The sequence below is a fragment of the Flavobacterium sp. CHNK8 genome (genome assembly GCF_019774515.1).
In the GTDB taxonomy this organism is placed as follows: Bacteria; Bacteroidota; Bacteroidia; order Flavobacteriales; family Flavobacteriaceae; genus Flavobacterium; species Flavobacterium tiangeerense.
Genome location: NZ_CP081492.1, coordinates 1,981,064 through 1,994,711 on the forward strand (window position 1 = coordinate 1,981,064; position 13,648 = coordinate 1,994,711).

The 13,648-nt window shown below is 37.4% G+C and carries 7 protein-coding genes, 4 tRNA genes and 3 rRNA genes; 3 read left to right on the top strand and 11 right to left on the bottom strand.

What is annotated here, in order from left to right:
- The first annotated feature begins 1 nt into the window (after position 1).
- Complete coding sequence (locus tag K5V07_RS08365) at positions 2-760, top strand: GLPGLI family protein (protein WP_221917109.1); 759 nt, start codon at positions 2-4, stop codon at positions 758-760.
- The gene (locus K5V07_RS08370) at positions 761-3,397 is read left to right on the top strand and encodes a hypothetical protein (protein ID WP_221917110.1); all 2,637 of its coding nucleotides are present in this window, start codon (positions 761-763) and stop codon (positions 3,395-3,397) included.
- Positions 3,398-3,822: 425 nt separating this feature from the next.
- On the opposite strand, the gene K5V07_RS08375 is transcribed toward K5V07_RS08370, so the two are convergent.
- The 9 genes from K5V07_RS08375 to K5V07_RS08415 all read right to left on the bottom strand — a co-directional run bounded on the left by K5V07_RS08375 (position 3,823) and on the right by K5V07_RS08415 (position 11,741).
- Positions 3,823-3,908: transfer RNA gene (locus tag K5V07_RS08375), tRNA-Leu, on the bottom strand.
- A gap of 8 nt (positions 3,909-3,916) precedes the next feature.
- Positions 3,917-3,989 (bottom strand) — tRNA-Phe (locus K5V07_RS08380).
- A gap of 53 nt (positions 3,990-4,042) precedes the next feature.
- A 5S ribosomal RNA gene (gene rrf, locus K5V07_RS08385) occupies positions 4,043-4,152 on the bottom strand.
- A gap of 150 nt (positions 4,153-4,302) precedes the next feature.
- Positions 4,303-7,189, bottom strand: a 23S ribosomal RNA gene (locus K5V07_RS08390).
- A 189-nt stretch (positions 7,190-7,378) separates the two neighbouring features.
- Positions 7,379-7,452: transfer RNA gene (locus tag K5V07_RS08395), tRNA-Ala, on the bottom strand.
- 104 nt (positions 7,453-7,556) lie between these two features.
- Positions 7,557-7,630, bottom strand: a tRNA-Ile gene (locus K5V07_RS08400).
- 131 nt (positions 7,631-7,761) lie between these two features.
- Positions 7,762-9,275: ribosomal RNA gene (locus K5V07_RS08405) — 16S ribosomal RNA — on the bottom strand.
- Together the 16S, 23S and 5S rRNA genes with 4 tRNA genes alongside form the textbook arrangement of a ribosomal RNA operon.
- 925 nt (positions 9,276-10,200) lie before the next feature.
- Complete coding sequence (locus K5V07_RS08410; protein WP_221917111.1) at positions 10,201-11,010, bottom strand: 1-acyl-sn-glycerol-3-phosphate acyltransferase; 810 nt, start codon at positions 11,008-11,010, stop codon at positions 10,201-10,203.
- An 80-nt stretch (positions 11,011-11,090) separates the two neighbouring features.
- The gene (locus tag K5V07_RS08415) at positions 11,091-11,741 is read right to left on the bottom strand and encodes a CoA pyrophosphatase (protein ID WP_221917112.1); all 651 of its coding nucleotides are present in this window, start codon (positions 11,739-11,741) and stop codon (positions 11,091-11,093) included.
- 93 nt (positions 11,742-11,834) lie between these two features.
- Between K5V07_RS08415 and K5V07_RS08420 the strand changes: the two genes are divergently transcribed.
- The gene (locus tag K5V07_RS08420; protein WP_144894244.1) at positions 11,835-12,266 is read left to right on the top strand and encodes a DUF4268 domain-containing protein; all 432 of its coding nucleotides are present in this window, start codon (positions 11,835-11,837) and stop codon (positions 12,264-12,266) included.
- 16 nt (positions 12,267-12,282) lie between these two features.
- On the opposite strand, the gene K5V07_RS15000 is transcribed toward K5V07_RS08420, so the two are convergent.
- Complete coding sequence (locus tag K5V07_RS15000; RefSeq protein ID WP_255577860.1) at positions 12,283-12,534, bottom strand: hypothetical protein; 252 nt, start codon at positions 12,532-12,534, stop codon at positions 12,283-12,285.
- Between the two features lie 156 nt (positions 12,535-12,690).
- Positions 12,691-13,635: a nitronate monooxygenase family protein gene (locus K5V07_RS08430; protein ID WP_221917114.1), complete on the bottom strand. Its 945-nt coding sequence runs from the start codon at positions 13,633-13,635 to the stop codon at positions 12,691-12,693.
- Positions 13,636-13,648: the final 13 nt, after the last annotated feature.

The following is a 13,648-nucleotide window of genomic DNA, read 5'->3' on the forward strand; positions in this document are numbered from 1 at the left end:
CATGAAAAAACTACTGATACTATTATTATTAGCTTGTAATTGTTACAGCCAATATAAAATTGAATACGATTACACAAGTGAAACAAATGACAGTTTTGGCAATGCTAAAACCATTTCCAAATGTTATCTATATACAGACAATGTTAGATCTAAATTCATCAAGGACAGAGTAATTAATGGCCGATACGAACAAGAATTGCAATATCCTAATAAAGATTTAGAAGAAAAATTTAAATCAGAGGATAAAGGGATGGTTTATGGTGACAGCATAGGATATGTAGTTACAAAATTTATGGAAACAGATTCTATTTATGTACGAACATCAGGAGCCATTCTTGTTAAAGAAAAATTAGAAAAAATAGATTTTAAAATTCAAGACGAATTTAAAACTATAAGTACCTACAATTGTCAAAAAGCAATTGCATCTGTTTATGGTCGCGAGTTTGAAATTTGGTTTACTAGTGAAATAGCAATTCATGATGGCCCATGGAAATTATCAGGTTTACCAGGTTTAATTATTGAAGTACATAGCATAGATAGAAATCATAATTTTTATTTTACATCTATAAAAAAAATGCTTAGTAGCACATATCTATACAGCTTACCAACATTCAAAAAAATAGAAGATCGTGCTGAAAGAATTAAAGCTAGAATAAAAAGTGTAGAAACTCAATTTAAATATAAAAAATCTAAAAATCCAGATTCTGTTTTAAAAATGACGATCAACGATTTAGATTTACCCATAATAGAATTTAAATAAATGAGGATAACAGGAACATTATTAGTTTTCGTAATCTTTACAATAAGTTTAAAAGCACAAATTCTTAAAGGCAAAATTACATCATCGGACCAAATAGACCTTGTAACTGCAAGTGTTGTCATTAAAGATTCAGCTAATGCTAGAGGTATTAAAGAATTTACAGTAGCCAGAAACGGTGCATATGAAATTAGACTTACCAAAGCATATAAAAACCTATATATTGAAGTAACCGCAAATAATTATGCTAAAGTAGGTCATACCATATTGAACCCTCAACAAGGTACAACTTACACACATGACTTTACATTAAATCACGAGACCACAATACTGCTAAAAGATGTAAAAATTTTTGCTAAAAAAAAGCCTTACACTGAGGTAAAAGATACTGTCAATTTTAATGTGGCGTCTTATAAAGATGGATCTGATAGAAAAATACAAGACATCATTAGGAAACTACCCGGAATGGAAGTAAATGACAATACAGGTGAAATTAAATACAAAGGCAAAGCTGTAGAGACAGTACAGCTAGACGGCGATGATCTTTTTAGTGGCAATTACACAATTGGCACCAAAAATATTAATGTAGACATGATTGATAAAGTTCAAGCACTTGAAAATTTTTCGAGCAACAAACTTTTAAAAGGTCTAGAAGGCGATGGAAAAGTAGCATTAAATCTTAAACTAAAAAAAAATATCAGAGACATCTCAGGAAGTTTGAATTCATCTTTAGGAACTTTTAAAGAAATGAAAACTGCTGTAGACACTGACATTAATTTCTTAACACTATCCTCAAAAATTAAATCCTTTGGCACTATTAGTTTTAATAATGTTGCTGTCAACTATTCGCCATTTGATTATTTTGGCAATTTTAGAACACAAAATGAAAATGCCAACACTGCTTTTAAAAATAGCAAAATCATATCCGAATTTAGTTCATTAAATATACTAGACAATAAAAGAACTATACTTAATAATTCCATATTTGCTAACTACAACATCTCTTTAAAAACAGGACCTAACACTACTTATAAATCAAATTTTTATTTTGTAAAAGATCTTATTAATTCTTTAAGTTTAAACGAGACTAATAATTTAATAAACGATCAAAAATTTGCAACAAGCGATCAAATAAATGCAGATAAAAAACCAATGTTTTTTCGAATGGATTTTGACGTTAAGCATTCTATTTCAAAAACATCAACTATTGATTACTACTTTATCATCAATAATGAAAAAATCAATACTTCTTCTTCATTATTTCAAAATGAAAAAGACTTTTTTAATACTGAATTACGAACAGAAAATTTATTTTTAAAATCTAAATTTCAGTTTACAAAAAGACTATCGGATAAAAAAGCAATTCAAATTACATCACATCAAACATTTGATAATCTATATCAGAATTTCAAAGCACAATCACAAACATCCGCTGTAAGTGCCATCCAAGGTATCCAAAAAAGAAAAGCGTTTTTTGATCTTCAAGCTAATTACATTCGTAAAATAAAAAAAGCTAAATACAATTCAATCCTTGGAACTGAATTGATATCAAATCCGCTCTACTCTGATCTACAGACAGAAGAGAATCCGACAGAGAATACAAGCGCTAACGATATTGATTTCATCAAAACTAAAGTTTTTTTTAATAATAAGTTAGATTATGACTGGGGAAACATACTTATTATTTCTAATTTTAATAGCGCTTTATTACATCAGGCTATCAAAAATAAAGCCTCAAACACCGAAATTAAAAACACTTCGATTTTAATTGAGCCAGACATTAGTTTAAGTTATAAATTCAGCAGAGTATCTAGTTTTAATATTAATTTAAGTTCAAGAGTAAATCCTTTGATTGACAATTACAACTATCCAAACAACATTCTTGTTAGCAACAGAACCACAATAAAAAACAATCTTGATTTACAACTACAAAGAACAGCTTCCTATGCTATCGGTTACAATTTATATGACCTGTCAAAACAATTTTTAATGAATGCAAGTATCAATTATTCTGAAAACAAAGGTAATTTTTTCTCCAATCTAAATATTGATCAAAATAATTCACAAATAGCCTATTTCCTTTTGGATGAAAAATTCAGAAATGTAGATTTAAGTTTTAAAATAGAAAAGTATTTACCATTTATACAATCCACGATAAGATTTAGAACTCAATACAATATTTACGATTATAAAAATCTCATCAACAATTCCGAATTACGAAATAACATAAGTAAAAGCAGTAGGAATGAACTGTTTTTGAAGTCAGCTTTTGATGGCCAACTTAATTTTCAAAATATTCTTCAATTCAATTTGACTAAAAATAAAACAAATGCTAATGCTAGTTTTGAAAACCAAGATTTGAATAATGCATTCAAATTGTTTTATACACCTAATAAAAAATGGTTTTCCAGTTTAACGTATGATTTTTATAAAATAAACAAGAAAGCCAATTATTCTTTCCTCGATTTATTAGTTAAATATATTCCTAAAAACAAACAATTCAGTTACAGTTTCAATGCAAAAAACATTTTAAATAACGAGCGCTTTATTGAAGTTCGCACATCAGATTACTATACAAGTATTTATACAACTAATATTGTTCCAAGAAGTTTAATTATCACTTGTAATTATAGCTTCTAATTTAGAAATGTCATAAAGTATGATAACTAATACTAGATAATTTTTCCATTATGATTTTTAAAAAAATTCCACGAAAATTAAAAATACTTACAAGTTAAAGTTTAATAATTAAATATGAAATATTTCCACAACTGAATAAAAACCAGGCTCCAGTCACGTAAGTAAATACTAAAAAAAGTATATCCAGACATCATTGAATTTAAATTTAACCATTTGACAGAATTTTAAGAGTCAATTTGACTTTTTTTTGATACTTACCAAACTAATTATAGGAAAATTTATCTATTATAATTGAACAAATTTTAAATTAGCAGATCAAATACAGGAGCAGAAAAAAAACATCCTTAAAATAACAAAGTAAAATAATACCATATCCTCTAAACAAAAAAACCCTCGAACACGATTGTGTTAGAGGGTACTTCTTGTACTCAGAGCGGGACTTGAACCCGCACGAACATTGCTGTTCACTGGATTTTAAGTCCAGCGTGTCTACCAATTTCACCATCCGAGCTTTGGTTGTGGTACCTCCAGGGATCGAACCAGGGACACATGGATTTTCAGTCCATTGCTCTACCATCTGAGCTAAGGTACCTTACTTAAAAGTAAATTAAAAAAAAGCCTATCTTTACAGATAGGCTTTTCAAAGAAAGGCGACGACATACTCTCCCACATAACTGCAGTACCATCTGCGCAGGCGGGCTTAACTACTCTGTTCGGGATGGGAAGAGGTGAGCCCCGCCGCAATAACCACCTTAAGAAGTTATAATTGCTTTGGGCAATTTTTGTAATGTTGTTTACATTGTATAATAAACATCAATTACATAATATCTTAACATACTGAGATAAAGAATATAAAAAGTGTATTAGAAAGTTTCTCCCCGAGCCTTGCGACTCGGGAAAAGGGTGTACATAAGCTTACGGGTTATTAGTACTACTCGACTATGACATTACTGCCTTTACATCTATAGCCTATCAACGTGGTCATCTCCCACGACCCTTAAAAGAAATCTCATCTTGTGGTGGGTTTCGCGCTTATATGCTTTCAGCGCTTATCCCTTCCAAACGTAGCTACTCTGCGGTGCCACTGGCGTGACAACAGATACACTAGAGGTTTGTCCAATTCGGTCCTCTCGTACTAGAATCAGATCCACTCAAATTTCTTGCGCCCACAGTAGATAGAGACCGAACTGTCTCACGACGTTCTGAACCCAGCTCGCGTGCCACTTTAATGGGCGAACAGCCCAACCCTTGGGACCTTCTCCAGCCCCAGGATGTGACGAGCCGACATCGAGGTGCCAAACCCCCCCGTCGATATGAGCTCTTGGGGGAGATCAGCCTGTTATCCCCGGCGTACCTTTTATCCTTTGAGCGATGGCCCTTCCATGCGGAACCACCGGATCACTATGCTCTACTTTCGTACCTGATCGACCTGTATGTCTCTCAGTCAAGCTCCCTTATGCCATTGCACTCTACGCACGGTTACCAAGCGTACTGAGGGAACCTTTAGAAGCCTCCGTTACTCTTTTGGAGGCGACCACCCCAGTCAAACTACCCACCAAGCAATGTCCCCCGCTTGTGCGGGGTTAGGCCTCAGATAAACAAAGGGTTGTATTTCAACAATGACTCCACAACGCCTAGCGACGCCACTTCACAGTCTCCAACCTATCCTACACATCATTTATCCAAGGTCAATACTAAGCTATAGTAAAGGTGCACAGGGTCTTTTCGTCCCACTGCGGGTAAGCGGCATCTTCACCGCTACTACAATTTCACCGAGCTCATGGCTGAGACAGTGTCCAGATCGTTACACCATTCGTGCAGGTCGGAACTTACCCGACAAGGAATTTCGCTACCTTAGGACCGTTATAGTTACGGCCGCCGTTTACTGGGGCTTCAATTCAATGCTTCTCCGAAGATAACATCTCCTCTTAACCTTCCAGCACCGGGCAGGTGTCAGGCCCTATACTTCATCTTACGATTTTGCAGAGCCCTGTGTTTTTGATAAACAGTCGCCTGGACCTCTTCACTGCGGCCAGCATTGCTGCTGGCGACCCTTCTCCCGAAGTTACGGGTCTATTTTGCCTAATTCCTTAGCCATGAATCTCTCGAGCACCTTAGGATTCTCTCCTCGACTACCTGTGTCGGTTTGCGGTACGGGTACTTATTACCTGAAGTTTAGAGGTTTTTCTTGGAAGCCCTTAGGCGCACTATCTCTTCTACCGAAGTATCCGAGTACTATCGTATTTCCCCAAAACCCGTGGATTTGCCTGCGGGTCTTATAGGTAGGTACTTCAACGAACTATTCCGTCAGTTCGCGGCGCTTTCATCACTCCGTCACCCCATCACAGTAATAACTAGTACGGGAATATTAACCCGTTGTCCATCGACTGTCCCTTTCGGGTTCGCCTTAGGTCCCGACTAACCCACAGCTGATTAGCATAGCTGTGGAAACCTTAGTCTTTCGGTGTGCGGGTTTCTCGCCCGCATTATCGTTACTTATGCCTACATTTTCTTTTCTAACCAGTCCAGCATGCCTTACGACACACCTTCAACCCTGTTAGAATGCTCCCCTACCACTCCATAATTTAATATGAAATCCATAGCTTCGGTAATACGCTTATGCCCGATTATTATCCATGCTCGTCCGCTCGACTAGTGAGCTGTTACGCACTCTTTAAATGAATGGCTGCTTCCAAGCCAACATCCTAGCTGTCTGGGCAGACAAACCTCGTTCTTTCAACTTAGCGTATATTTGGGGACCTTAGCTGATGGTCTGGGTTCTTTCCCTCTCGGACTTGGACCTTAGCACCCAAGCCCTCACTGCACGGAAACATTATATAGCATTCGGAGTTTGTCAGGAATTGGTAGGCGGTGAAGCCCCCGCATCCAATCAGTAGCTCTACCTCTATATAACTTTACGCCGTGCGCTGCACCTAAATGCATTTCGGGGAGTACGAGCTATTTCCGAGTTTGATTGGCCTTTCACCCCTACCCACAGGTCATCCGAAGACTTTTCAACGTCAACCGGTTCGGACCTCCACACTGTGTTACCAGCGCTTCATCCTGCCCATGGGTAGATCACACGGTTTCGCGTCTAACACTACTGACTAAAGCGCCCTATTCAGACTCGCTTTCGCTACGGATCCGTGGCTTAACCACTTATCCTTGCCAGCAACGTTAACTCGTAGGCTCATTATGCAAAAGGCACGCCGTCACCCCACGAAAGGGCTCCGACCGCTTGTAAGCGTATGGTTTCAGGATCTATTTCACTCCGTTATTCACGGTTCTTTTCACCTTTCCCTCACGGTACTGGTTCACTATCGGTCTCTCAGGAGTATTTAGCCTTAGCGGATGGTCCCGCCAAATTCAGACAGGGTTTCACGTGCCCCGCCCTACTCAGGATACCACTATTCATTATACTCGTTACCCATACGGGACTATCACCCTCTATGGTGTCACTTTCCAGTAACTTCCGGTTCCTTGTACATAAAATGTCGTGGTCCTACAACCCCAACATTGCCGTAACAACATTGGTTTGGGCTAATCCGCGTTCGCTCGCCACTACTTACGGAATCACTTTTGTTTTCTTCTCCTCCGCCTACTTAGATGTTTCAGTTCAGCGGGTTTGCCCACCTATCGGTGTACTATCTCTTCAAGATAGTGGGTTGCCCCATTCAGGTATTTACGGATCAACGCATGTGTGCTGCTCCCCGTAACTTTTCGCAGCTTATCACGCCTTTCATCGCCTCTGAGAGCCAAGGCATCCCCCATACGCCCTTATTTTGCTTATTGTACCAATCTTAAATTTAATTAAGACCGTTTTTTTTTGTCTTTTACTATAAATAGTAAAAAACGCTTTCTACTTTTTATTATTTCTTATCTCAATATGTCAATGAACTTTATTTAGCTCGAAAGTTATAAAGTCTAAGGTCATAAAGTCTTACTTTTGACTTTTAGACTTTAGTCTTTCGACTAAATTTGTGGAGAATAACGGAGTCGAACCGTTGACCTCCTGCGTGCAAGGCAGGCGCTCTAGCCAGCTGAGCTAATCCCCCGTTTTTAGTTGGCAGTTATCAGTCGCAGTTCGCAGTTGGATAACGTGCTCACTTTAACGTGATTTCACTCTTCTTCTAAAATTTCCTTCTCTAAGAGTAAATAGTTGTCTCGGACAGACTCGAACTGTCGACCCCTACATTATCAGTGTAGTACTCTAACCAGCTGAGCTACGAGACACTCTTATTCTTAAATTTTTATTCTTTTTTTTTAAATTAACAGCAAGAGTAATAAAATGTTGGTATCTGTTTCCAACTTGAACTTTCGTCTTCTTTCCCTAGCGTGTATTACTACTAACACTAAGGCTCTAGAAAGGAGGTGTTCCAGCCGCACCTTCCGGTACGGCTACCTTGTTACGACTTAGCCCTAGTTACCAGTTTTACCCTAGGCAGCTCCTTGCGGTCACCGACTTCAGGCACCCCCAGCTTCCATGGCTTGACGGGCGGTGTGTACAAGGCCCGGGAACGTATTCACCGGATCATGGCTGATATCCGATTACTAGCGATTCCAGCTTCACGGAGTCGAGTTGCAGACTCCGATCCGAACTGTGACCGGTTTTATAGATTCGCTCCTGGTCGCCCAGTGGCTGCTCTCTGTACCGGCCATTGTAGCACGTGTGTAGCCCAAGGCGTAAGGGCCGTGATGATTTGACGTCATCCCCACCTTCCTCACAGTTTGCACTGGCAGTCTTGTTAGAGTTCCCGACTTGACTCGCTGGCAACTAACAACAGGGGTTGCGCTCGTTATAGGACTTAACCTGACACCTCACGGCACGAGCTGACGACAACCATGCAGCACCTTGTAAATTGTCTTGCGAAAAGTCTGTTTCCAAACCGGTCAATCTACATTTAAGCCTTGGTAAGGTTCCTCGCGTATCATCGAATTAAACCACATGCTCCACCGCTTGTGCGGGCCCCCGTCAATTCCTTTGAGTTTCATTCTTGCGAACGTACTCCCCAGGTGGGATACTTATCACTTTCGCTTAGCCACTGAGATTGCTCCCAACAGCTAGTATCCATCGTTTACGGCGTGGACTACCAGGGTATCTAATCCTGTTCGCTACCCACGCTTTCGTCCATCAGCGTCAATCCATTAGTAGTAACCTGCCTTCGCAATTGGTATTCCATGTAATCTCTAAGCATTTCACCGCTACACTACATATTCTAGTTACTTCCTAATAATTCAAGTCAGACAGTATCAATGGCCGTTCCACCGTTGAGCGATGGGCTTTCACCACTGACTTATCTGACCGCCTACGGACCCTTTAAACCCAATGATTCCGGATAACGCTTGGATCCTCCGTATTACCGCGGCTGCTGGCACGGAGTTAGCCGATCCTTATTCTTACAGTACCGTCAAGTCTCTACACGTAGAGGTGTTTCTTCCTGTACAAAAGCAGTTTACAATCCATAGGACCGTCATCCTGCACGCGGCATGGCTGGATCAGGCTTGCGCCCATTGTCCAATATTCCTCACTGCTGCCTCCCGTAGGAGTCTGGTCCGTGTCTCAGTACCAGTGTGGGGGATCTCCCTCTCAGGACCCCTACCCATCGTTGCCTTGGTAAGCCGTTACCTTACCAACTAGCTAATGGGACGCATGCTCATCTTTCACCGTTGTGACTTTAATAGTGGTTTCATGCGAAACTGCTATACTATGAGGTATTAATCCAAATTTCTCTGGGCTATCCCTCTGTGAAAGGTAGATTGCATACGCGTTACGCACCCGTGCGCCGGTCTCTAGGTCCGAAAACCTATACCCCTCGACTTGCATGTGTTAAGCCTGCCGCTAGCGTTCATCCTGAGCCAGGATCAAACTCTTCATCGTATATTGTTTGTTCGCCGTGGCGAACTATTGTTATTCGACTAAATTCTAGTGGTTTTTTCAAATCTTCCGATTCTATTACTCTTATTCTTTTGTTCTGTTCTTGCGAACAAAACGGCTGTCAATTCAATATGTCTAGGAACGTGTCTTACTATTTTTTCGCCTTTCGTTTGTTTCTCAAAGCGGGTGCAAAAGTAGTTATTCTTTTTTTAACTGGCAAGAAAAATTTGAAGTTTTTTTGAGATAATTTTTATCTCGTTCGCTTCTCTTTCTCTTATCAATCTCTCAAAGAACTTCCGTTGTTTTGCGGGGTGCAAAGATAACTTTCGTTTTTAAATCTCACAAGCTTTTTTTAAAGTTTTTTTTAAAGAGTAAATCTCTAATCACTTTGTTTTTCTTGCCAGTATTTTAAAGAACGTCTGCGCCATTGCGGGTGCAAAACTACAACCTTTATTCGCTTTTACAAGCTTTTTTTGAACCTTTTTTTAATCTTTTCTTAACTTGTAAACTAAAGCACTGATTAAAGGACTCTTAAAACCTAAACTTTTTTCCAGCTAATTTGAATTTTGATTGCCAAACAGTGAAATCATAGCATTGATGGGGATTTGACACCATTCTATATATAAGGTGTAACGGTTTATATCTACTCAATAATAAAATCCTTATCTATTATATACAGGTAGCACCTTTACCACAATAACAACATCATAAACCTTTATATATATAGGTAGTGATTATCTTCTCTAACAAAAACGTCTTCTACACTCATAAACCGCGTTAGGGATAGCAGCGAAAAGCCCACAGTGACGACCAAAAGGAAGGAACGAGGACTTGCAGCGAAGAGCCCGACCTTATCTAAAACAACAAGAATAGCAGGATCAACTGCTACTCTTGTTGTTTTAGATAAGGGAACGCCCAGCAAAAAAATTTAATATTCCCATCTACGGGTTTTGTTTAATTCCTCTTGCTCTTGAATGATCTCAGCTGGTATTACTTTTAAAAACGATGCATGTTGCTCAATTGCATATTCTACTTTTTCTACAATTTCATCGATGGTGTCATTTTCATAATTGATATCAAGTGGATCTTTGATGATAAAAGACTGAAGAATGCCTTTCTTTTTCATGCGCAACCCTTTTTTATCAAAGGAACGGCGGAAACCATCAATAACTATAGGTACCACTATAGGCTTGTGTTGTTTTATAATGTGAGCAGTGCCTTTACGTACTGGTTTGAATGATTTTGTAGTACCTTGAGGAAATGTTATTACCCAACCATCTTTGAGAGCGATTTTAATATTCTCGGTATCATCTGGATTGATATCTTTTTTTTCTGTGACATCAACACCTTTTTGGCGCCAGGTACGTTCTACAGAAATTGCTCCAGCGTAAGCCATAATTCTTGGTAAAAGTCCAGCACGCATGGTTTCCTTAGCAGCAACATAATAAATGTTCATTTTCGGTTGCCATAAATAGGTTACATCCTTAATATTATCTTCTCTACCACTTAGGCTTGCATTGAATACATGAAACATAGCCACAACATCAGCAAAATAAGTTTGATGATTTGATATAAACAGTACATTATTATCTGGTAGGTTTCGGATGATCTCCGATCCTTCGATTTGAAGTTCATTAAAGCCTCTATACCTGCGATGCGTAAAAGCTCCAAAAATTCTGATCAACCATTTTTTGATAAAGAGTATATGTCCGAAAGGATTTCTTTTGAATAATCCCATATTTTTTTGAATTTTATAATAAATGCAAACTTACGAAAAAAAATAATTGGGAAAATATGTGAAAAATGATAAAACTATGATTAACTATTAGGTTGTAATACCTGAATCAAAACCTCTTTCAGTTCACTTAATATCATTGCTGTTGCTCCCCAAACAATATGTTCATTAATATTAAAACCAGGAACAAAAATCTCATTTGAATAAGAGGTAATTTGCTTTTTGTTAACGAGAATTTCATTGTTTAGAAGTAGCATCAAGGGTATTTCGATTATTTGAGCAACCTCTAGTGGATCAGGAATAAAATCGAGAGGTTCTTTACTAATTCCTAAAAACGGATATACCATAAAATTGCTTGGTGGAATATACAATTCTGTAAAAGGTTTAATGATTTTAATTTTACTTGGGTCAATTCCAATCTCCTCATGTGTTTCGCGCAATGCGGTGTATGAAAAATCCAAATCGTCTTTTTCATGTTTTCCACCAGGAAATGCAACTTGAGCTGAATGTACGCCATCATACGAATTCCTAACAATAAGAACTAAGTGGACTTTTCCATTTTTGGGATACAAAAGCATTAAAACCGAAGCTAACCTATGAATTTCATTTGAAACATCTACCTTTTTAAGGCTTTCTATTCTTTCAAGAGGAGCCATTTTTATGTGTGCGTCAAAAGCTGGTAAATGGGAATTTATTATTTCTGGAACAATCTCTAAAAATTCTTGAAAATCCATAATCAATGTCTATTTTTGCAAATTGAAATAAAATCTAAATGTAGTTTAGATAATAGAGTATAGCAAATTTTACCACAAACAAAATACTTACACATGTATAGCAAAGAGGAAAACCAGAGATTAAAACGAGAATTTTGGATAGCATTTGCTGAAAAATACCCTAGAAAATGGTTGCTCTATGACACAAAAATTAAAGACTTTTCATTTAAGTTTTTTGTAGACAATAAAAAAGCTCAAGTACTTATTGATATTGAACATAGAAGTACCGAAAAAAGAATTGCCTATTTTGAAAAACTTGTTTCCTTAAAAAACATATTAAAAGAAGAGTACATATCATCCCTAGTATATGAGCAAGACTATACTTTAGAGAGTGGGAAAACTATTAGTCGCATTTGGGTTGAAAAACTACACGTGAGTGTGAGTAATAGAAGCTACTGGGATGAAATATTTGATTTTTATTATGAAAAAATGAATGCGTTAGAGTTATTTTATCTTGAATACGACTCTTATATTAAAGACATATAAAACCAACCTTTTTGGATTAAATAAGATTATAGACAATTATCCTATCCTCATAATTAATGTAAAGTTGTTTTCTGTTTTCTTGTTTTTTTCTAGTGATTATAGACAAAGTACACTCTTCTCCTTGATTGTCTTTACAATAAAACGTATCTACTTTATCAATATCATTTTCATCAGTATCATAATACTCGACGATTTCAAATAATTGGATAATTTGAGAATAAACAACTATTCTATTTTTCTTAGTATCTAATGTAACAATTAGATTCACATTTTTTGGCGCGGACCACTCCCCCCATTTGCCTTTTTCATTTTTTGTAGAAACACTTAAGGACGAAGTTTTGAATTTATAATTTTGGCTGTATAAAACTGGTCCCGTTATTATAAAAAACAGTATAATTAAAAATTTAATGCTCACTCTCATCTCTTAAAAATTAATTTTTGACATTTCATTTTTGGCCTCCTCAAACTGTACTAAAATATCATTCATGATTACACTTACAGGTGCTACATTATGAATTATACCTGCAATTTGACCTATCTCCAATTCACCATCAACTAGGTCACCCTCAAACATACCACGTTTAGCTCTTGCTCTTCCAAGTAATTGTATCAATTCATCCTTAGTAGGACAAGTTGCATATAAATCCTGAACGTCTTGATAAAATTTATTTTTGATTAATCGAACAGGCGCAAGCTCTTTGAATGTAAGTTGGGTATCCCCTTCTTTAACTTCTACAACTGTATTTTTAAAATCAATATGTGCCGAAGACTCTACAGAAGCTACAAACCTACTCCCCATTTGAACCCCATCAGCACCCAATGTCATTGCGGCAAGCATTCCTCGGCCAGTAGCAATCCCTCCTGCGGCAATCAATGGTATTTGAATTTTTTCCTTAACCATCGGTATTAATGTGAGTGTCGTGGTTTCTTCCCTTCCATTATGACCTCCTGCTTCAAAACCTTCAGCAACTACAGCATCTACTCCTGCTTCTTGTGATTTTAACGCAAAAATAGAGCTGCTTACAACATGAACAACCGTTATTCCGTTTTGCTTTAGATAAGAAGTCCAAGTTTTGGGATTTCCAGCTGAAGTAAATACAATTTTCACCTCTTCCTCTACAATAATTTTCATTATTTCCTCAATGTTGGGATACAAAAGAGGCACATTAACTCCAAATGGGTTTGATGTTGCTTTTTTACATTTTTGAATGTGTTCCCGTAATACCTCTGGATACATAGATCCTGCTCCAATTAACCCTAATCCACCGGCATTACTTACCGCACTTGCAAGTTTGTAACCGCTATTCCATATCATTCCACCTTGAATTATTGGATACTTAATATTAAAAAGTGTCGTAATTTTATTCATTAGTCTAACTATA